A 20,389-nucleotide genomic window follows, 5' to 3' on the forward strand; every position below is an offset into this window, starting at 1 on the left:
ATTGCTGTCACGACGGCAAGCAGCCGCGTGTTCCTGCGCGTACATTTCGCGGGTATTCGGAATAAGGTGTGGAAACGGGTTCCACTGTGAGGTCTCGGTTCAGGTCCCCACGGCTGACCAAAGCCGGAAATAGGGGTGACGGGAAAGGGGATTCAGTCGCGTCATCACGCTGCCCATCCACTTGCCTTGATTGTTTCGAAAACCAGCGGCTTTCTGATGCACCTCCGCGGCCTCTACCCGCGAGCGCGTTCTTCAATGACATTCGCTCGTTGACCTTAAGCCGTGCTGCGAACGAAGGCAAGCAGCAACGTGTAGTCACCTTTGTCCGCGGCACGCAGTGCAGTTAGATATAGCGCGCGAGCGTTGTCGGCATTGACGAGCGTGCCTCCGCCACCCCACGGAAAATGAGGCTCTTTCATGCTGCGCAAAAGTGCATCAGCCATCATCCGTGAGTGTCGGCCATTGCCGTTTGGAAAGGGGTGAATCCAGACCAACTCACGGTGAAATCGGGCCGCTATTTCATCCGGCGGGAAGATTTTATTCTCAATCCAGTAGCGCACATTGTCGAAAAGATTTCGCAGCTTGACACTCACCTGCGTCCAATCACATCCGATGTTTTTATCGGACTTCCGGAATGTGCCGGCCCAGGCCCAGGTCTTGTCGAACATTTTTTTGTGCAGGGTGCGGCAGAAATCCTCACTGAGCACGTCTGGCTGACGGGCACGGCGAAGCCATGTCACCGACGCCAGGATGTTCTCCTGCTCCCAGTCGTTAAGCTCACCCTTTGTGGTCAGGTGCGTTGGCTTTAATCCGGCGATTTCGTCGGGGTCGAGAGGCGTTTGCCCCTCCTGTTCATCAAAATCTATCGCCATAGTGCAGACCATCGACCCCGAAGCAACTCTTCGGCTCGCTGCTCAACCTGTTTGCGAAGGCGGGCTGTAGTCGGGCGCTGGTCCTCCAAACTCATGGTGTGCGCTACCCCGCCGACCTCTTGCAGCGCAATGGCGCGCGCCCGCTCCGCGACCACTTGCGTGAGTGGCTTCCGGGGCACTAAAGCATAGACCATCTCGCAGTCCAGCCCCTCTGCCAGCTTACGCAATTGCCCAAGCGTGATTCGTTCATCCGCTTCCGCTTGCTCTGACTTGTGCAAAGTCGGCGCAGAGATACCCAGGCGCTCGGCCTGCTGCCGCTCAGTCAGCCCCAATGATTCTCGAATGAGCTTCAACCAGCCCCGAGGCGGCGCGCGGCGCTTCGCTAAATCGGCATACGCTTCGACCGATGTCTGAACTTGTTCAAGCCTGAGCTGGTTCATTCTCGAATTCATTTGTTTGCCTATAGGCTAACCAAAAACCTTGAAATGATAGCTTATAGTGCAGCTATAACTGGCTTTTCGCTGCCCTATAATGCATCAGATCATTCCGCTATGATAGCCTATAAGCAATTATTTATCCTGAACTTGCTGCACTATAAGCTATTGAAAACAGCAAAAAACAGCCCTCTTCAGAGGGCTGTTGAGTGCCGGTGACAGCGTAACGATGTGGGTATCCGGAACTTGGAAGTGGGACCCGTTTCCGCACGTTATTCCGGATACCCCATTTCGCAAGCGATGTGCTGGCAGGCTTTACGCTGGGAACAGTCAGGCTGGTGGCGTGTATCTTGAGCATCGAATCGACGCACCGGTATAGGCCGAGGCCAGGGCCGTCGCGGCATCAGTCCTGAGGGTGTATCGATAGTTCGGGAAAGCCGGTACGCGGATCCAGATCGCGTGAGAAGCGGACGCCGTCCAAACAAACGATCAGGATTTCCGCCGTCGTCCGCACTATGCATCCCGCCGATACATGGCCGCCGACCACGCGGCCTTCGGCATTCGAGACCGCCATGTGAAGATGCGCGCCGTCGGCTGAAAGTGAGCCGGCCAGCGTCAGGATTTCGAGGTCACCGGTGAGCCGGGTCGGCTGGTCGATGCCCGCGTAACGCAGGTTCGCCACGCTCAGGCTGCCGATGCCCTGCATCACGAACGCGGCGCCAATGGCCTGGTCCCGCGCGATTGTTTCAAGCGCAACACGCAGGTCGTCGCCGGGCATAAGGCGCACCGGAAGTGTTTGCATGAGTGAAGTCCCAAGGCTACGCGGTGTATCAATGATGGCATGATGATTCCGGCTTCGCACATCGCTCCCCAATCAAACTGACATTTCCCATGACAACCGAACTTCATATACTCGCCTGGACACTTGTCCTTGCCCTTATCCAGGTGCTGCTGCCGTCGGTGGTGCGCAGCCGAGAAACGGGCCTGGGACATAACGGCGGACCGCGTGACCAGCCGGGACCGCCCGTCGGCAAGGTGACTGGCCGTTTGATGCGTGCCCAGAACAACCTGTTCGAGACCTTGCCCGTATTCGCCATCGCTATCCTGATCGCGCATATGGCCGGCCGCGAAGGCACGCTGACGTTGTGGGGCGCGTGGTTGTACATCGTCGCGCGCGTGGTCTACCTGCCCTTGTATGCGGCTGGAGTTCCATTTCTGCGCTCGCTTGTATGGCTCGTTTCGCTTTTCGGCATCATCCTTGTTCTCGTCCCTATTATCTAAAACCATCTGAAACCGGAGTCCAGTCAATGACCGCTTTGCTCACCACCATCGACGTGGAAACCGCGCCGAATCCCGAGTTCGCCGTGATCCTGATGCACGGCCTGGGCGCCGATGCCAACGACTTCATCCCGCTGGTGCCCGAGTTGCGCCTGGGCGATCTGCCCGCTGTGCGTTTCGTCTTTCCGAACGCCACCGAAATGCCGGTTACCGGCAACAACGGTTATGTGATGCGGGCGTGGTACGACATTTTGTCGTTCGAAGGCGTGAACCGCCGGGTCGATGAAGCTGGCCTGAAGGCGTCGTGCGAACGGATTCGCGAACTGATCACGCGTGAGAACGAGCGCGGTATTCCGACTTCGAAGATCTTCCTGGCAGGTTTTTCGCAAGGTGGAGCAATGACCTACACGGCGGGGCTCACGCATCCCGAGAAACTCGCGGGACTGATCGTGCTGTCCGGTTACGTGCCGTCGCCTGGTTTGATCGATGCGGCGTTCAGCGAAGCGAATCGCGACACGCCTATCTTCGCCGCACATGGCACGCAAGACCCTGTGCTGCCTATCGAGTTGGCTATTCAAGGCCGCGACTTCGCGCTCGCGCATGGTTGCAAGCTGGAATGGCATACCTACCCGATGCAGCATTCTGTCTGCGGCGAAGAAGTCGAGGCCTTGCGCGCGTGGCTAGGCGCAAGACTGGGCGGCTAAAGCGCCTTGAACAAGGTGTTTTTATACAACTCGAGCATGCCGGCTGCGTCCACGCCAATGCAGACCGACTGCGCCGGACGGTCATCCCAGTCCGGCGCGGGAACGCGCATGGTCGACGGTTTTTGTATCGTCTGACCGGTCGCGATACCGCTGGTCAGCACCCGCACGGGACCCTTGCGCACCGTATAAAGATGCGGAGCCAGCACGTACGCCACCGCCGATGAATCGTGGACATAGATGCCTTCGAGTCCGGCGCTGTCCTGGTGGAACTGCGCGTAATGCCGCGATACGTCCCACACAAAACGGCCGGCCTCGCCTGCGCCATCGCGAATCGATGCAAGCCATTGGTTCGGCATGATCGTGTTTTGCGTGACGTCGAGACCGACGAGCGTGACCGGCCACGCCGCGCCGAGCACGAGATCCGCTGCATCGGGGTCGCACAGGATGTTGGCTTCGGCTGCTGGCGACACGTTGCCGAGCAAGCCGGCCGTACCGAACGCGCCGCCCATGATGACAACCTGCTTCACCAGCCCGGCGATACCCGGGTCGGCTTTCAGCGCGTGCGCCAGATTCGTCAAAGGACCGACCGCGATCAGCGTCACTTCACCGGGAAACGCGCGAACCGTATCGATCATGAACTGATACGCGGGGCGCGCGTCGAGCGTTGTATCGGCGAGCTGGCCCAGTTCGATATTGCCAAGACCGTTGTCGCCGTGAATCCAGCCGAGCGGCGCAGGTGGCACGCGATGCAACGGCGCCGCCGCGCCGCGCGCTACTGGCACGCCGGGTGCAAAACGCGAGCGCAGGTAGAGCGCGTTAGCCGTGGTCGTTTCTATGGTCGCGTTGCCGAACACGCTCGTGATGCCAAGCAGTTCGATCTCGGGATGCAGCGCCTGGAACACGAGCGCCATGGCGTCGTCGACACCCGGATCGGTGTCATAGATGACCTTGTGGATTGTCATAGGTAGAACGCGTCGGGCAGTTGTTCGCGGGCGGTAGTGTCGCGGGTCGCGCCATTGAGATTGCCGAGGCGAATGCTCAACTCGGGGCCGCCCAGTTCAATGATCACCTGACGGCACGCGCCGCAGGGCGCAATGGGGCCGTCCGTGTCCCCGATCACGGCCAGCGCAGCAAATTGATCACGCGCGTAACCTGCGGCAATCGCGCTGAAAAACGCCGTACGTTCCGCACAATTGCACAGTCCATACGATGCATTCTCGACATTGCAGCCATCGAAAACACTGCCATCTTTTGTGAGCAAGGCTGCGCCGACCTTGAACCTTGAATAGGGTGCGTAAGCGCGTTCGCGCGCGTTCTTCGCGCGCTCGAGCAACTCGTCCATTGTCATGATTTTCTCCTTAGTTCAGCGTCAGGAACATGCCTGCGATCGTCGCGCTCATCAGGTTCGAGAGTGTGGCGGCGAGCACGACGCGCAGGCCGTAGCGTGCCACTTCCGCGCGGCGTTCCGGCGCAACCGCGCTGAAGCCGCCGGTGAGCACGGCGATCGACGAGAAGTTCGCGAAGCCGCACAGCGCGAAAGACAAGATCGCTATGGTACGCGGATCGAGCACCTGCAATCCAGCCGCGGCGACGCTGGCGGAGTCCTTCAAATACGGAGACAGCGACGCGTAGGCCACGAACTCGTTGAGAATGAGTTTCTGACCGAGGAAGTTGCCCGCGAGCGCGGCCTGATCCCAGGGCACGCCGATCAGATACGCGAGCGGCGAGAACACGGCGCCGAGCACGGATTGCATGGATACATTAGGGTCGCCGAACCAGCCGCCGATGCCACCCACGATCCCGTTGAGCAACGCGATCAGGCCGACGAACGCAATCAGCATGGCGCCGACCATGACCGCGATCTTCAGGCCGACGGTTGCACCGGAACTGGCTGCTTCGATCACGTTCGCCGGGCGTTTTTCGTCGAAGCTGAGGTTCTCGAGCGTGACGCGACTGGCTTCGCTCGTGGGGTGGATGATCTTGGCGAACAGCAGTCCGCCCGGCACAGCCATGAATGATGCAGCGAGCAGGTATTCGACCTTCACGCCAAGGCCCGCATATCCCGCGAGCACCGAACCGGCGACTGCCGCCATACCGCTCGACATCACGGCGAACAGTTCCGCGTTGGTCATGTCGCGCACGAACGGCTTTACGACTGCCGGCATTTCGCTTTGACCCAGGAAGATGGTGGTGACGGCCGAGAACGATTCGATCTTCGACACCCCGAGCAGCTTCTGGAAGATCGTGCCGAGCACGATCACGATCCAGCGCATGATGCCGAGGTAATAGAGCACTGAGATCAATGCGGTCACGAAGATGATGGCGGGCAGCACGCGAACGGCGAAGACGAAACCGCCGTTGCCGAAGAGTTCGAACATCTTCGATTGAACGAGACCGCCGAACAGGAATTCGATGCCTGCGTTGCCGTAGCCGAGTACGTGGTTGACTCCTGCTGCCGCAGCGGAGAGCACGCTTTTGCCGAAGGGCACGAACAGGATGAAGGCGCCGATGCCGACCTGCGCCAGCAACGCGGGCACGACGGTGCGCAGGCGAATGCCGCGGCGATTGGTGGAGAAGATGAAAGCGATGAGCAGCAGTACGGCGATGCCAAGCAGATTGCGCGCGATCAGGGTCATGTCTCGTTGTTTATGTTTGTCGGAGGAATGGGCGGATGCTACGCCATGTGTGGGGTTTGGAGAATAGGGCGGGAGGGTTTGCTGGCGCGGGTCGGGCTTGGGGCGGGGTTGGGTTTAGGCGGTTAAGTGGTCGGGGTTTATGCCGGGGTGCCGGGTTCCGGCGTTAGCGGTCGGGGTCAATGCCGGGTTGGTGCTTTCGGCGTTAGTGGTCTGCGAGAGTCGGATATTCTCTTTATCACTATTAGCCACTGTGCGTGGCGGCACGTCATTTCTTTGTCCAAAGCGACAAAGAAACGAAGCAAAGAAAACGCTTTCAAACCACGCTACCCTAAGTGTCCACAGCGTGCAGTTTTGATTCATAGGTGCCCCAAAAGCACGGTGCTCGCCAGAGCCACGGATGTGTGAACCCCTCCTTCTCGCGAATCCTGACACGAACACGCTTCGCCCCGTACGCTCTCGGGCAAGCACATTTGCCGAGGGACCAGCACGGCCTCACGCGTATTCGCTGCCGCCTTTCTTGGAGCGTTGGTCAAGCGTGCGCTGTTTTTTTGGTGGGCTATACGGCCGAACGCATACTTACGGCTTCATGTTTGGTGGGCTATTGCGCAGCATGCACATTTCTTTTCGCCGGCTACGGCCTCATGCATCCGCGCGGCTCTGTTTCTTGGTGGATTAGCGATGTGGTTCGTTATGCGCACAAAGTTGGAGGGAGGTTATCCGCGGATAGCGCGGGGTGCTCCTTGGGCAGGTTCAATCACTGGTGGCGAAGCGTGTGGGTATCGGTGTTCGGAGAAGGAGGGGTTCACACATCCTCCGCTCTGGCGAGCACCGTGCTTTTGGGGCACCTATGAATCAAAACTGCACGCTGTGGACACTTAGGGTAGCGTGGTTTGAAAGCGCTTTCTTTGCTTCGTTTCTTTGTCGCTTTGGACAAAGAAATGACGTGCCGCCACGCACAGTGGCTAATAGTGATAAAGAGAAAATCCGACTCTTGCAGACCACTAACACTGAAAGCACCAACCCGGCATCAACCCCGACCGCTAACCCTACAACCTGACCCTGACCAACGCCCGCAAACCCAACCCCCGAGTGCGAACGAAAACCAAACCCCTAAGCGAATAACTCCATGACCGGCCAGTTGCGCTCAGCAGCAATCACCCGCAATTTCGCATCGGGATTGGTTGCGACCGGATGGGTGACACGCTCCATCAGCGGCACGTCATTGACAGAATCGCTATAAAAATAGCTCGCTTCGAAATCCGCCAGTTTCAATCCCTGGGACGCCAACCATTGCTCGGTGCGCACAACCTTGCCTTCACGGAAAGTCACCACCCCCACCGAGCGACCGGTGTAACGCCCGAGCGGATCATCGCCTTCAGTGCCGAGGTCGATTGCCAGCAAATGTTCAACGCCAAGCGTCTTCGCGATGGGCGCCGTAATGAACGCATTGGTCGCGGTAACGATGCAGCACAAGTGCCCCGCGTCAAGATGACGGCGCAGCAACGCAAGCGCTTCAGGACGGATGGCCGGTTCGATCACCGTCTTCATGAAGGTTGCATGCCACGCGTCAAGTTGCGCTCGCGGATGACGGGCGAGCGGGGCGAGCGTCAGGCCCAGATACTCGTCCATGTCGAGCGTGCCGGCGACGTATTGCTGATAGTACGCATCGATTTCCTCCGCATGGTCGGCACTGCCCTCGAAACCCAACGTGGCGTAGAAGCGTGCCCACGACTGATCGCTATCCAGCGGCAGCAACGTGTGATCCAGATCGAACAGCGCCAGAGTACGACTCATCCCACAGCCCTCGATTAAGCCCCTGATTACCGGTAGAAAGTGCGCCAGACCATACCGTCTGGCGCAGGTCGACCAACACGATTCGATCGTAACTTTAAATACCCAAAACTACAACAAAGCAAAATTGTACAACTCATTTGCGTGGCATCATGGCACGAATGGCAGTACAGTCGGAACGAACAGCGGACATAGCCTCATGTTGATTCTCTTGAATATTCTGTCGGGCGTGGCGTTGCTGGTATGGGGCACGCACATTGTCCGGACCGGCATCCTGCGGGTCTTCGGCGCCGAGCTGAGGCGCGTGCTGGGACGCAGTGCGAATAGCCGTTTCCGGGCGTTCGGCGCGGGCTTGTGCGTAACAAGCCTGGTCCAGAGCAGCAATGCGACCGCCGTGCTGGCTTCGTCGTTCGCGGCGCAAGGCCTGCTGCCGCTCGCACCGGGACTGGCGATCATGCTCGGCGCGGACGTTGGCACGGCGCTGATGTCGCGCGTGCTCACGCTCGATCTCTCGTGGCTGTCACCTATCCTGTTGCTCGGCGGCGTGATCGCGTTCCTGTCGTTCAAACAGACACGCACGGGCCAGGTAGGGCGCACGGTCATCGGGCTGGGGCTGATCCTGCTGGCTCTGCACCTGATTGTGGAGGCCGCCCAGCCCGTGATGCAGGGCGAGGGCGTGAAGATCATGTTCGGTGCGCTGACGGGCGACTCCATGCTCGACACGCTGGTCGGCGCGGCCTTCGCCATGATTTCCTACTCCAGTCTTGCAGCGGTCCTGCTGACTGCGACGCTGGCGTCGTCGGGCGTGATTTCGCTGAAGGTGGCGGTGTGTCTCGTGATCGGTGCGAACCTGGGCAGCGGTCTGCTTGCGGTGATTGGCACACTGGGACAAAACCCCGCCGGCCGGCGCCTCTCGCTCGGCAGTGTGCTTTTCAAGCTGGCCGGCGCGTTGATCGTGCTGCCGTTCGCCCCGTGGATCGCGCAGGGAATTGGCGCAGTGATCCCGTATCCGCGCGAGGCAGTGATCACATTCCATCTGGTCTACAACATGGTGCGCTGCGTCGCGTGCATGCCGCTGATCGATCCGGTCTCGCGCCTGTGTTACCGGCTGCTGCCGGACCGGCCCGAAGCGAACCCGGAACTGCGGCCGCTGTATCTCGATCCCGTCGCGCTCTCCACGCCCACGCTCGCGCTGGCGAATGCCGCGCGCGAAGCGCTGAGGATTGGCGACATCATCCGCACCATGCTCGACAACCTGCTCGACCTGATGCGGGCCAACGACCCGGTCAAGGCACGCTCGACCATCCGCATGGACGACGACGTCGATCAGCTCTATGCAGCGGTAAAGACCTATCTGGCGCGCATCTCACGCGAGCAACTCGACGAAGCGGATAGCCGCCGATGGACCGACATCATTACGTTGACGATCAACCTGGAACATGCGGGCGACATCATCGAGCGCGTGGTGACCAATATCCAGGAGAAGAAGATCATGCACCGGCTGGCGTTTTCGCCGGAGGGCTTAAGCGAACTGGAGGACCTGCACGCACGCCTGATCCTCAATCTTCAACTGGGCCTGAGCGTGTTTCTCAATAGCGACTTGCGCAGCGCCGAGCGCTTGCTGGCAGAGAAGGAGCGGTTCCGTGATCTCGAACGCAGTTATTCGTACGCGCACCTGGACCGGCTTGCCGGGCAGAGCGCGCGCAGCATTGAGACCAGCGCGCTGCATCTCGACATCATCAGCGACCTCAAGCGCCTCAACTCGCTGTTCTGCTCGACGGCCTACCCGGTACTCGACGCTGCCGGCGCATTGCGCGATACACGGCTGCGCCGCCGCGTGCTCGACGCGACCTACGGTAACGACAGCGTTTAAAACGCTAGGCGAGAATGACTTGCGGCAGCTTCTTGCGCAATGAAAGCAGCGCCGGACCTTCGGCGCCTTTCTTGTTGGTGATCAGCGTATCCACGCGATTGATCGGGCAAAACGCAATCCTGCTGCACTGTCCGATCTTGCTGTAGTCAGCGAGGATCACTACCCGGTCGGCATGCGCGACCATGGCACGGGCCACCTCGGTTTCAGCGTGATCGAAGTTGGTTGCGCCATGCCGGTGGTCGATGGCGACGGGCGAGAGCAAGGCCACGTCGGCGCGGTACCTGAGAATTTCGGAGACAGTCGTGCCGCCCACTGTGGCGAATGCCCGGTCGCTGATCGAGCCGCCGAGCAGGATGATCTCGTTACTTGACTCGGTCTTTTCGCCGGTTGCCCGCATCTTCTGGGCGACGTCTATCGAGTTCGTGATGATGGTCAGGTTGGCCAGCTTGGCGAGTTCTTCAGCCAGGATGGCGGTGGTCGTGCCGGCATCGATGAACAGGGTTTGTCCACTGCTGACCAAGGCGGTCGCTGCGCGTGCAATGGCGTTCTTCGACTTGACGTGCGTGTGGCTGCGCTCGGCGATCGGTGCTTCGTCTGCCGGGCGCGTCACGCCGCCATGCACGCGCCGCAGTTCACCTAGTGCTTCCAGATCTACCAGATCGCGCCGGACCGTCTCGCGCGACACACCGAGTTCGGCCATGATGCGTTCGGTCGACACGCGTTCAAGCGTGGCAAGCAGCGCGCGAATTCTCTGATGCCGATCTTCCTGCCACATGCTGTATTCCTGAGCGTTGAAGTCGAGTGGGTACTGGTGAAAACGAATAGAAAATGACTAGAAGCAACATGGCCGCCGATCCAGCTCAGCAGCCTTAAGTCTTGTGAACGGACTATGTGTCGCCTGTGTGTCGCCAATATTAATTAGTTGTCGAGCGCCACGTGTTACCCGAAAACCCAGTTGAAAGATTAACAAGAACTGGCGCTGCCGAGGTTGCATTTTTTTGGATACTTGCGAATTTGGGTATTTGAACTTAGTCTCTCCGTCACACTCGCGGATAGTTCCCTTGGGTCTTCCGCAGTGCCTGAAAACAGTCCTGGATTGTTGTCTTTTTCACCGTCGTCATTGTTCTTAAACATTTGGCCGCCAGAGTCGCGTGCGCGCCAGATGTGAGTGCGCACTAAAAACAAGTTTCGGACTATGCAGCATGCACGCAGCACGCAACTTTCCAAAAACGTAAGCACGCAGGCAGAGGATGGAAACACCATGAATCAAGACGGGTTGCGAGTGACCACCACATTTCGCCGCTTGAGCGGCAAGGCATCCATTACGGCAGCTATCGCCGCGCTGACCGCGGTCGCGGGGCAGGCCGTGGCGGCGCCGCCGGCATCGCTCATCGCTGCTGCGAAGAAGGAAGGCCAGTTGACCACGATCGCATTGCCGCACGACTGGTGCGGTTATGGCGCGCTGATCGAGGGCTTCAAGGCGAAATACGGCATCACGGTGAACGAGCTGAATCCGGACGCTGGCTCGGGTGACGAAGTCGAAGCCATCAAGGCGAACAAGGGCAATACGGGACCACAGGCACCGGACGTGATCGACGTCGGTTTGTCGTTTGGGCCGACGGCGCAGGCCGCCGGCTTGCTGCAGCCTTACAAGGTGTCGACCTGGGCGTCGATTCCGGATTCGGCCAAGGAGAAGGACGGCTATTGGTACGGCGATTACTACGGCGTGCTGTCGTTTGAAGTGAACACCGACATGATCGACAAGGTCCCGACCGACTGGCCCGATCTGCTCAAGCCCGACTACAAGAACGCCGTTGCACTCGCGGGTGATCCGCGCTCGGCTAACCAGGCCATTCAAGCCGTCTACGCAGCCGGGTTGTCACAAAGCAAGGGCGATGCATCGAAGGCCGGCGCTGCGGGCCTGAGCTTCTTCAGCACGCTGAACAAGAACGGCAACTTCGTGCCGGTGATCGGCAAGGCGGCATCGTTGGCGCAAGGCACCACGCCGATCATCGTGCGCTGGGACTACAACGCGCTGGCGGATCGCGATACGCTGAAGGGTAATCCGAAGGTGGCGGTGGTCGTGCCGAAGACCGGCGTCGTGGCCGGCGTCTACGTGCAGGGCATCAGCGCTTACGCTCCGCACCCGAACGCGGCCAAGCTGTGGATGGAATATCTGTATTCGGACGAAGGCCAGATTGGCTGGCTCACCGGCTACTGCCATCCTATCCGCTTCAAGGACCTCGAAGCGAACAAGAAGATCCCGGCAGCGCTGCTCGCCAAGCTGCCGCCGCCATCGGCCTACAAGAACGTGGTGTTCCCGACGCTCGACGAACAAAACGCTTCGAAGGCGCTCATCACGAAGCAATGGGATCAGGTAGTCGGCGCCAACGTGAAGTAACTGCTTGAATTAGTCACATGCAGTAGTCGTACGAAGTAACGTAGTGCACGGGTAGCCGGACCTGAGGTCCGGCTACCCTTCCGGCTCGCGCTTTGTGCCTGGTCCCCAGCGCGGCCTGTCAGTCGAGAGCGACATCATGAGCACTTCATCGAAGATCGCCACGCCCATGTCCGGACATGAGGAGCGCGCGGAACAGTCGAACCCGTCGCTCGGTCCCGGCATGAAGGCGGCGCGACGCGTGTCGCCCGCGTGGAATTATCTCGGCGTCTTACCGTTTTTCGCGTTTGCCGTCTTGTTCCTGCTGCTGCCCACCGCGTGGCTGATGGTCGGCGCGTTCCAGGACCCGCAAGGCCATTTCACGCTTGAGAATTTTCGCCAGTTGCTGCAGCCCAGCGTGCTCGACGCGTACTGGATCAGCTTCAAGGTCAGCGCGGCGTCGGCACTGGGCGGCGGCGTGCTCGGGCTCCTGCTGGCGTGGGCCGCCGTGCAGGGCAAGCTGCCCGTATGGATTCGCCCCACGCTCATGACGTTCTCCGGGGTGGCGTCGAACTTCGCGGGCGTGCCGCTCGCGTTTGCGTTCATCTGCACGCTCGGGCGCGTCGGGCTCGTCACGGTGCTGCTGAAGAAGTATGTGGGCATCAACCTGTATTCCACGGGCTTCAGCATCCTGAGCTTCACAGGGCTGACGCTGACCTACCTGTACTTCCAGATTCCGCTGATGGTTCTCATCATCACGCCGGCGCTCGACGGCCTGAAGCGCGAATGGCGTGAAGCCTGCGATTGCCTTGGCGGCAGTGCGTACCACTACTGGATGTTCGTCGCGTTGCCGGTGCTCTGGCCGAGCGTGCTCGGCGCCACGCTGCTGCTGTTCGCCAATGCGTTCGGCGCGGTGGCGACGGCTTATGCGCTTACCGGCAGTTCGCTCAATATCGTGCCAATCGTGCTGTACGCGCAGATTCGCGGCGACGTGCTGCACAACGAAAATCTCGGTTATGCGCTCGCGCTCGGCATGGTCCTCGTGACCGGCTTGTCCAACGGCGGTTATATCTGGTTGCGCTCACGCGCTGAAAGGGGCCGTCGATGAGCACCGTCACCACAGTCACTCCGGTACCGGACAACAAGGTTCGGGCCCAGACGCGGGCGGGCGCGTGGATCGCGATGGTTATCGGCGCGCTGTACTTCCTGCTGCCGCTGGCGGCGACCGTGGAGTTCAGCCTGAAGATGCGTCGCGATGAATACAGCTTCGATGCCTACCGCGTCGTCCTCTCCGATCCGCATTTCCAGGCGTCGTTCGGCTACTCCATCATGATGGGCGTGTTCGCTATCGTGCTTGGGGTGCTGCTGGTTGTGCCGACCGCCTACTGGGTGCAGTTGCGCTTGCCGAAGCTGCGTCCGCTGATCGAATTCATCACGCTGCTGCCGCTGGTGATACCGGCTATCGTGATCGTGTTCGGCTATCTGCATATCTACAACAGCAGTTCGTTCCTGCCGCTCACCGGCAACGAGCGCGCGACCGACTTCCTGCTGATCTGCGGTTATGTCACGCTGTGTTTGCCCTACATGTACCGCTCGGTGGATGCCGGCCTGCGCGCCGTCGATGTCCGCTCGCTGACCGAAGCGGCCGAATGCCTGGGCGCGAACTGGCCGACCATCCTCTTCAAGATCATCTTTCCGAACGTGCGTTCCGGGATCCTGTCGGGCGCGTTCCTGACGTTCGCGGTGGTGATCGGCGAATTCACGCTGGCGAGCTTGCTCAACCGCCCCGCGTTCGGGCCGTATCTGCAGTTGATCGGCGCGAACCGGGCGTATGAACCTTCGGCGCTTGCAATCATCGCGTTCGCTATTACGTGGGCCTCGATGGGGCTTATTCAGGTCTTCGGCTCGGCGCGCGCTCTCGCCGGACAAAAAATTTAAAGGGCAGGCTTGTCATGGCACTTCTCGAGATCGAAAACCTTTCCAAGACGTTCGGCACGAACACCGTGCTGCATCAGTTCGATATGCAAATCGAGCGCGGCGAATTCATCACCTTCCTTGGGCCCTCGGGCTGCGGCAAGACGACGGTGCTGCGAATGATTGCCGGCTTCGAAACCCCCACGCGCGGCACGATCAAGCTCGCCGGTCGCGACGTCACCCATGTGCGCACGCGGCAACGCAAGGTCGGCATGGTATTCCAGTCGTACGCGCTGTTTCCGAACATGACGGTGGCGGACAACATCGGCTTCGGGTTGAAGGTGTTGGGGCGGCCCCAGGCCGAGATCAAGGCGCGGGTGAAGGAAATGCTAGAGCTGATCAAGCTGCCTCAGCTTGCCGACCGGTATCCGTGGCAGATGTCCGGTGGTCAGCAGCAACGGGTGGCGCTCGCGCGGGCGCTCGCCAACAAACCGCAGGTACTGCTGCTCGATGAACCCCTGTCCGCTCTCGATGCCAAGATTCGCGTCTCGTTGCGTGAGGACATTCGCAGCTTGCAGCGCGAGCTCGGCATTACTTCGATTTTCGTGACGCACGATCAGGAGGAGGCGCTGTCGATTTCCGACCGTATCGTGGTGATGAACGAGGGGCGCGTGGAGCAGATCGGCACGCCATCGGAGATTTATAACTTTCCGCGTACGCGTTTCGTGGCGTCGTTTGTCGGAACGTTGAACCTGCTGTCGGGACAGGTGGTGGATCCGGCGAGCGGGAAGATCGTGGTCGGCGGCCAGGAATTGCGGACCTCGCACGCGCTCAATTCCGCCGATGCCGGCAAGCAGCGCATGCTCGCGGTCCGGCCCGAGGCGATCGTGCTGGAAGCGCCGGCGAACGGCCGCAATACGCTTGCGGCGACGGTCGAGGAGGTCAATTTCCTCGGCGCGGTGGTGCGGATCAGGACGCGCGTGGATCAGTCTGTGATTTCACTCGATGTATTCAACGACCCGAACCGGCGCTTGCCGGAACGCGGACAACCCGTGGCGCTCGGGTTCTCGCATGAGAATTTGCTGGTGCTGGAGGAGGGGGTTTGACCGTTGGCTAGCTGAAGCAACTGACGACAGACGCTGGTTTAAAAGGCCGCTTCGCATCGCGCAGGCGGCCTTTTTGTTGTGCGAACCGGGGCGATTCCATATTTCCGCACCGGTACGACCTCCGTTTTTCCCAACGCCGTCGCCATTCGCTCATCTTTCCCAAAAGCGACGCAATCTCCGCCTCCGTCTCAAAATGTTAAGGTAGGGCTCGGTTTATTTTGAGACGGACAGCAAAAGCGTGATTGTTACCACCCATCTGAAGGTTCTAGGCGTTTCCCTCGCCGCATCGATTCTCGTTCTTGGCGCCTGCGCGCCCCTGCCTCCCGCTGGCGGCGCCAGCAGCGCACTGCCGCCACCACCCACCGCGCAGGTCGCCGCCGCCAAACCGCAACCCGCCCCGAGACGTTCCGCACAGGTCGATTCTTCCGGCGCTCCAGGCGCACAACGGATTCAGGTTGGCGGTCCCAGCGGCTACCGGACCGAAGTCTCCATTACGCCACCCCGGCAGGTCTGCGATCTCGACGCCTTCGCCGACGGTGTCCAGTACGGTTATGCCTACACGTGGAATCGCCTCGTGATGGAACAGGCGCGCGACGGCGGCAAGACCACCGGTGCGCCGCAGCCTCAGTTCGATCCCTCAGCCATCCGTTTGCAGGACGAGCAGTACAAGATCGTATGGAACGGCGACCAGCGGGTGAATGCGTGCGCGTCGGATGGTTATCTGATTGGGCGCATCGTGGGTACGCACCAGGCTTACACCGATCTCAAGGGCGGTGCGGGCTGATCGTACTGTGCGTCGTTTAGTCGCACTTGTGGGCGTCGGCCACGTACGCCGACGCGCTGACGATATCGCCGTAAATCGTATATCCCGTGCCGTTCCCCGACGGTTCCGCGTCGATCAGCAACATGGTCTGCCCGTTCGCGCCGTGTACGGTGATCACGTCGCCGTCCGCGTTCGGCGAGTATTCGCCGATCTTCAGCGGCCGCGTGGCCCATTTCGCCTTCACGCATGCAACGAACGGCAGCGTGGCGAGATGCGACGTTCCTGAGCCGACGGGCACCGTCTTGATCAGCGAATCGTATTGGGTCGCGCAGGCACTCAGGGCGAAGGCGGCGACGGAGAGAACCACGGCGGCGGCGAGGCGTTGCGTTTTCATGCGGTAGAACCTTTTTATCGATGATAAATGCGGCGCCCGAAGGCGAGCATCGGAGCCAAGATGCTAACCGCTCACCCGATCAGGTGTGAAGAAAACCGCCCGAACGCGCACAAAACCGCTGCTGGACTCGTCCGAACGGCATAGACTCCCACACTTTTCTTAAGTCCCGTCAACCTACGCCGTTATACAACCGTTGCTAACCGTAACGTTCTATTCAGGATTTTGAAATCTGAACGAGCGCCGGATAGACGTGCAACGGTCCGGCATCTGCCGATCAGAACCAAGAACCAACAAAACGCCAACAAGCCGCGAGGCCAGAAGGCGTTGGAGCAAGTCCGGTAATCCGCATGTCTCGCAGAAATAGTGTCAGTTCAGTCCCTTTGCTGGAATCGCTGCTTCGTTTGCCCAAAGCGTGGCGGTTGCAGCGTTTCACCGCGCCAGTTCTCGCGTTGGTCGTATGCGCGCTGCTGCTGGTGGTTTTCGAGCATCTGTCGCACGCCGTCGACTATAAAACGGTCGTTCACCACTTGCGCGTGCTTCGCTTCGAGGCGTGGGCCGGGGCGCTCGCCGCCACCGTGCTGAGCTACGTGGCGCTGGTCGGCCGCGACGCCGTTGGCCTTCGATACCTCGACACCAAAGTGCCCCGTTCCGTGCTGTGGGTGGGTGCGACGGTCGCATCCGCGCTCGGCAACGCGACCGGTTTTGGTGCGCTGACCGGCGGCGCCGTACGCTGTCGCGTGTATGGCGTCGCGGGTGTCACGCCCGCGCAGGTTGGCCGCCTGACGGTGTTCACGAGCGTCACGCTGGCGCTCGCGCTGGCGTTGATGACGGCGATCGGCATGGTGTGCGCTGCCGATACCCTCGCCGCCATGCTGCATGTATCGCCGGATATCCTGCGATTCATCGGCGGCGCAGTCCTGATCGGATTCGTGGTGATGATCGTGCTGTGCCGCACCGTCCCTCGAACCCTGCAAACGCGCTGGAGCTGGCTCGCCGTCACCATTCCGGCGCGCCGGGACCTGGTTGCGCAACTCCTGCTCGCCACGCTCGACGTATCCGCCGCCGCGCTCGCGCTGTGGGCCGTGCTGCCGCATGCCCAGGTCGGATTCGGCGAATTCCTCACGGTGTTTTCCGCCGCCATGCTGCTCGGCATGATCGGCCATACGCCCGGTGGAGTCGGCGTGTTCGAGGCCGCGATGGTATTTGCGCTCGGCGCCAGCGTGAAGACACCTGAGATGCTGGCCGCGCTGCTGGCGTATCGCGCGATCTATTTCGGCCTGCCGCTGATCGCGGCCACATTCGTTCTGGCGGCGTTCGAAGGCCGGGCGCTCAAGGGACGCTTCGCGTTTTTGAATCCATCGAATGTGTCGCAGCTCGCGCCCGTGTTCCTGAGCGTCGTGACCTTCGTGGTCGGCGGCATGCTCGTGATTTCCGGCGCCACGCCCGCGTTCGGCAAACGCATTGAGGTGCTGCAAGCCGTATTGCCGTTGTGGGTGCTCGAAAGCTCGCAACTGCTGGGAAGCGTGCTGGGCGTGGTTCTGCTCTTCGTTGCGCGCGGTTTGCTGCGCCGGCTTGACGCCGCCTGGTGGCTCGCCATCACGCTCGCGGTGGCCAACCTGGCGCTGTCGATGGCGAAGGGGCTGGCGTTTGTCGAAACGGGCGTGCTCGCGCTGCTGATCGCGTTGCTGCTGGCGACCCGCGACCGCTTCAACCGGCGCTCGTCGCTGCTGGCTGAGCGGTTCACGGCGAGCTGGCTGGTGTCGGTGGCGATTGTGATCGGGCTGGCGGTCTGGATCATGTTGTTCGCCTTTCGCGATGTCAATTACAGCCGCGACCTCTGGTGGCAATTCGCCTTCGACGAACGTGCGCCGCGCGCATTGCGCGCGACGCTCGCGGCGGGCTTGTCCGCCGCGCTGTTCGCCGTGTGGCAATTGCTGCGGCCGGCGGCCGGGCGGTTCGAGAAACCCGCGCCGCAGGATCTGCTCGATGCTGCGCGCATTTTCCGCGCGCAGGAGCGCAGCGACGCCGGCCTCGCGATGATGGGCGACAAGAGTTTCCTGTTCTCGACCTCGCGCGAGGCGTTCCTGATGTACGCGAAACACGGCCGGACCTGGGCGGCGCTGCACGACCCGGTCGGGCCGCGCCGCGAATGGGCGGAACTGATCCGCCGGTTCGTGGAAATGGCGCATGCGCACAGCGGCCGCGCCGCGTTCTACCAGGTTCGCGCCGACGCGCTGCCGCTGTACCTCGATGCCGGCCTCACGCTGATGAAACTCGGCGAGGAAGCGCATGTGGTGCTGGAGGATTTCGACCTGAAGGGATCGCATCGCGCCCATTTGCGATACGCGCTGAAGCGCGGTGAACGCGATGGTTTCGACGTAGAAGTCATCGATTCGCGGCACGTTCCTGAACATATGCCGATCCTGCGCGAGATTTCCGATGCATGGCTTGGAAGCCGCGAAGCGCGCGAAAAAAGCTTCTCGGTCGCGGCCTTCACCGACGATTACCTCGCCGCGCAGTCCGTGTTGCTGGTGCGTCAGGAAGGCAAGCCGGTGGCGTTCGTCACGTTCATGACGACCGATCTGAACACCGAGGCCACGGTCGGCGTGATGCGGCATCAGCCTGACGCGTCACCGTACGCAATGGAATATCTGTTCACGAAGCTCGCGCTCCATTTGAAGCAGGCCGGGTTCCAGACCTTGAGCCTGGGCATTGCGCCTTTGTCCGGCATGCAGCCGACACCGCTTGCTTCGCCGTGGCATCGGCTGGCTGGGTTGGTCTGGCGGTTCGGAGGGCGTTTCTATAATTTCCGGGGCTTGCGCGGTTTCAAGAGCAAGTTCCAGCCGCGTTGGGAACCGCGTTATCTCGCGGCATCCGGCTCGGTCGGCGTGTTTTTCACGCTTGCAGATCTCTCGTTGCTGGCGGGAGGCTGGCGTTCATGACATTTTTCAAGAAATTCGCGGTTGTTTCCCTGCTGTCTGCGTTGTCAGTTTCAATGGCCCATGCCGGCACCTTGGCCGGCGGTCGTTATGGCGACGTGACGTTCACGAAACCCGCCGGCCCGATGCGCGGTTTTGTCGTGCTGTTCTCCGATAAAAACTGGACCCCTGCCGACACCCAGACCGCCGATGCGTTAGCCAAAAACGGCGCAATGGTGGTAGGCGTGGACACGGCGCGTTACGCGGCGAAATTGCCGGCGGAGAAGGAGGCTTGCCACAACCTGGTCGGCGATGCCGAGTCGGTGAGCCATCAACTTGAACGCGAGGTGCAATCAAGCCGTTATTTCGCGCCGATCCTGATGGGCACGGGGCAGGGCGGCGTGCTCGCTACGAAAATCCTTGCCCAGGCGCCGGATAATACGGTCGCGGGTGCGCTCGCGCTGAATCCCGATCCCCAACTGGACGCGCGTTTCAAGCTGTGCCCGCCCGATCCGACCATCACGCACGCGAAGGGCCTGCCCGGTTTCTTCGATAAGACCACGCAGCCCGTCAGCGACTCGCAGGCCGATGCGCTGCTCGCGCTCGCCGCGCCGCATCTGAAGGTCGAGCAAATGCGCGACGAAGACGTATCGGATTTGCCGCTCATCGAACTGCCCGCTTCGCGTCCGACGAACCTGCTTGCCATTGTGATTTCCGGCGACGGCGGTTGGCGCGATCTCGACAAAACTATCGCGGAGTCGTTGCAGAAGGATGGGGTGTCGGTGATCGGCATCGACAGCCTGCGTTACTTCTGGAGCGCTAAAACGCCCGAACAGACAAGCCACGACCTCGCACGCGTGATCCAGGCTTACAGCGCGCGCTGGCATTCGGAGCACGTCGCGCTGATCGGCTATTCGTTCGGCGCGGACGTGATGCCGTTCGCCTATAACCGGTTGCCGGATTCGGTGCGCGCGAAGGTGTCGTTTGTATCGCTGATGGGCTTTGCGCCCGACGCCGATTTCCAGATTCGCGTCACGGGCTGGCTCGGCATGCCGGCGAGCAAGAATGCGTTGAAAGTGCAGCCGGAACTGGCGAAACTGCCGCCGTCGATCGTGCAATGCATCTACGGCGCGGCCGAGAAAGATACGCTGTGTCCCGCGCTGACGCAGACCGGAATAGAAGTGGTGAAGACCACGGGAGATCACCACTTCGGCGGCGATTACAACGTGCTCGCGCGACGCATCCTGACTAGCTGGCAGAAGCAGATCGCCGCGCGGACCTGAGCCGGGCGGCGGTTGTCTTTCAGCATGTGTCGCGAGTCAGGAGCCG

Annotated in this window: 19 protein-coding genes; 10 read left to right on the forward strand and 9 right to left on the reverse strand. The window is 60.9% G+C overall.

Translation table 11 applies throughout. The features are described from left to right. Nucleotides 1–275 precede the first annotated feature (275 nt). From ACSQ8V_RS20550 to ACSQ8V_RS20560, 3 genes are all read right to left on the reverse strand, one after another. Entirely contained in the window at nucleotides 276–872 is a 597-nt protein-coding gene (locus ACSQ8V_RS20550; RefSeq protein ID WP_436183431.1) for a mobile mystery protein B, read from the reverse strand. Continuing rightward, on the reverse strand, nucleotides 863–1,312 hold the full coding sequence (locus ACSQ8V_RS20555) for a mobile mystery protein A (protein WP_436183432.1): 450 nt from the start codon (nucleotides 1,310–1,312) through the stop codon (nucleotides 863–865). Before ACSQ8V_RS20555 ends, ACSQ8V_RS20550 begins: the two co-directional genes overlap by 10 nt. A 397-nt stretch (nucleotides 1,313–1,709) precedes the next feature. Then, entirely contained in the window at nucleotides 1,710–2,108 is a 399-nt protein-coding gene (locus ACSQ8V_RS20560; RefSeq protein WP_213768023.1) for a PPC domain-containing DNA-binding protein, read from the reverse strand. Nucleotides 2,109–2,197: 89 nt separating this feature from the next. Between ACSQ8V_RS20560 and ACSQ8V_RS20565 the strand changes: the two genes are divergently transcribed. Together ACSQ8V_RS20565 and ACSQ8V_RS20570 are read left to right on the forward strand one after the other, a co-directional pair. After that, nucleotides 2,198–2,587, forward strand: coding sequence for an MAPEG family protein (locus ACSQ8V_RS20565; protein ID WP_213768024.1), 390 nt, complete (start codon nucleotides 2,198–2,200; stop codon nucleotides 2,585–2,587). A gap of 26 nt (nucleotides 2,588–2,613) precedes the next feature. Further along, the gene (locus ACSQ8V_RS20570) at nucleotides 2,614–3,288 is read left to right on the forward strand and encodes an alpha/beta hydrolase (protein WP_213768025.1); all 675 of its coding nucleotides are present in this window, start codon (nucleotides 2,614–2,616) and stop codon (nucleotides 3,286–3,288) included. Here ACSQ8V_RS20570 and ACSQ8V_RS20575 read toward each other — a convergent pair. The 4 genes from ACSQ8V_RS20575 to ACSQ8V_RS20590 all read right to left on the reverse strand — a co-directional run bounded on the left by ACSQ8V_RS20575 (nucleotide 3,285) and on the right by ACSQ8V_RS20590 (nucleotide 7,718). After that, a complete protein-coding gene (locus ACSQ8V_RS20575; RefSeq protein ID WP_436206960.1) occupies nucleotides 3,285–4,250 on the reverse strand; it encodes a nucleoside hydrolase in 966 nt (321 codons plus the stop codon). The two genes, ACSQ8V_RS20570 and ACSQ8V_RS20575, sit on opposite strands and share 4 nt — an antisense overlap. Further along, entirely contained in the window at nucleotides 4,247–4,636 is a 390-nt protein-coding gene (locus ACSQ8V_RS20580) for a cytidine deaminase (protein ID WP_436206961.1), read from the reverse strand. Before ACSQ8V_RS20580 ends, ACSQ8V_RS20575 begins: the two co-directional genes overlap by 4 nt. A 10-nt stretch (nucleotides 4,637–4,646) precedes the next feature. Then, nucleotides 4,647–5,924, reverse strand: a complete 1,278-nt coding sequence (locus tag ACSQ8V_RS20585) for a NupC/NupG family nucleoside CNT transporter (protein WP_436206962.1) — start codon at nucleotides 5,922–5,924, stop codon at nucleotides 4,647–4,649. Nucleotides 5,925–7,034: 1,110 nt separating this feature from the next. Further along, complete coding sequence (locus ACSQ8V_RS20590; RefSeq protein WP_436206963.1) at nucleotides 7,035–7,718, reverse strand: HAD family hydrolase; 684 nt, start codon at nucleotides 7,716–7,718, stop codon at nucleotides 7,035–7,037. 196 nt (nucleotides 7,719–7,914) lie between these two features. On the opposite strand from ACSQ8V_RS20590, the gene ACSQ8V_RS20595 reads away from it, so the two are divergent. After that, nucleotides 7,915–9,588: a Na/Pi cotransporter family protein gene (locus ACSQ8V_RS20595; protein WP_436206964.1), complete on the forward strand. Its 1,674-nt coding sequence runs from the start codon at nucleotides 7,915–7,917 to the stop codon at nucleotides 9,586–9,588. Between the two features lie 4 nt (nucleotides 9,589–9,592). Here ACSQ8V_RS20595 and ACSQ8V_RS20600 read toward each other — a convergent pair whose 3' ends face one another. Then, complete coding sequence (locus ACSQ8V_RS20600; protein WP_436183440.1) at nucleotides 9,593–10,363, reverse strand: DeoR/GlpR family DNA-binding transcription regulator; 771 nt, start codon at nucleotides 10,361–10,363, stop codon at nucleotides 9,593–9,595. A gap of 486 nt (nucleotides 10,364–10,849) precedes the next feature. Here ACSQ8V_RS20600 and ACSQ8V_RS20605 point away from each other — a divergent pair, with 486 nt between their 5' ends. From ACSQ8V_RS20605 to ACSQ8V_RS20625, 5 genes are all read left to right on the forward strand, one after another. Next, a complete protein-coding gene (locus ACSQ8V_RS20605; protein WP_213764395.1) occupies nucleotides 10,850–11,989 on the forward strand; it encodes an ABC transporter substrate-binding protein in 1,140 nt (379 codons plus the stop codon). Between the two features lie 220 nt (nucleotides 11,990–12,209). Further along, nucleotides 12,210–13,073, forward strand: coding sequence for an ABC transporter permease (locus ACSQ8V_RS20610; RefSeq protein WP_231937196.1), 864 nt, complete (start codon nucleotides 12,210–12,212; stop codon nucleotides 13,071–13,073). Next, nucleotides 13,070–13,903: an ABC transporter permease gene (locus tag ACSQ8V_RS20615; RefSeq protein ID WP_213764396.1), complete on the forward strand. Its 834-nt coding sequence runs from the start codon at nucleotides 13,070–13,072 to the stop codon at nucleotides 13,901–13,903. The genes ACSQ8V_RS20610 and ACSQ8V_RS20615 overlap by 4 nt, the downstream gene beginning before the upstream one ends. 14 nt (nucleotides 13,904–13,917) lie before the next feature. After that, the gene (locus tag ACSQ8V_RS20620; RefSeq protein ID WP_436183442.1) at nucleotides 13,918–14,985 is read left to right on the forward strand and encodes an ABC transporter ATP-binding protein; all 1,068 of its coding nucleotides are present in this window, start codon (nucleotides 13,918–13,920) and stop codon (nucleotides 14,983–14,985) included. A 238-nt stretch (nucleotides 14,986–15,223) separates the two neighbouring features. Next, nucleotides 15,224–15,769 (forward strand): hypothetical protein, encoded by a 546-nt coding sequence (locus ACSQ8V_RS20625; RefSeq protein ID WP_436206965.1) that lies wholly within the window; start codon nucleotides 15,224–15,226, stop codon nucleotides 15,767–15,769. Nucleotides 15,770–15,785: 16 nt separating this feature from the next. Here ACSQ8V_RS20625 and ACSQ8V_RS20630 read toward each other — a convergent pair whose 3' ends face one another. Continuing rightward, on the reverse strand, nucleotides 15,786–16,142 hold the full coding sequence (locus ACSQ8V_RS20630) for a hypothetical protein (RefSeq protein ID WP_436183444.1): 357 nt from the start codon (nucleotides 16,140–16,142) through the stop codon (nucleotides 15,786–15,788). A 347-nt stretch (nucleotides 16,143–16,489) separates the two neighbouring features. Here ACSQ8V_RS20630 and mprF point away from each other — a divergent pair, with 347 nt between their 5' ends. Both mprF and ACSQ8V_RS20640 read left to right on the forward strand, forming a co-directional pair. Beyond that, nucleotides 16,490–19,084 carry a bifunctional lysylphosphatidylglycerol flippase/synthetase MprF gene (gene mprF, locus ACSQ8V_RS20635; protein ID WP_436206966.1) on the forward strand — a complete coding sequence of 865 codons (2,595 nt, stop codon included), beginning with the start codon at nucleotides 16,490–16,492 and terminating at the stop codon, nucleotides 19,082–19,084. After that, a complete protein-coding gene (locus ACSQ8V_RS20640; RefSeq protein WP_436206967.1) occupies nucleotides 19,081–20,343 on the forward strand; it encodes a virulence factor family protein in 1,263 nt (420 codons plus the stop codon). The genes mprF and ACSQ8V_RS20640 overlap by 4 nt, the downstream gene beginning before the upstream one ends. The last annotated feature ends 46 nt before the right edge of the window (nucleotides 20,344–20,389 follow it).

The sequence above is a fragment of the Caballeronia sp. LjRoot31 genome, assembly GCF_964253885.1.
GTDB lineage: Bacteria > Pseudomonadota > Gammaproteobacteria > Burkholderiales > Burkholderiaceae > Caballeronia.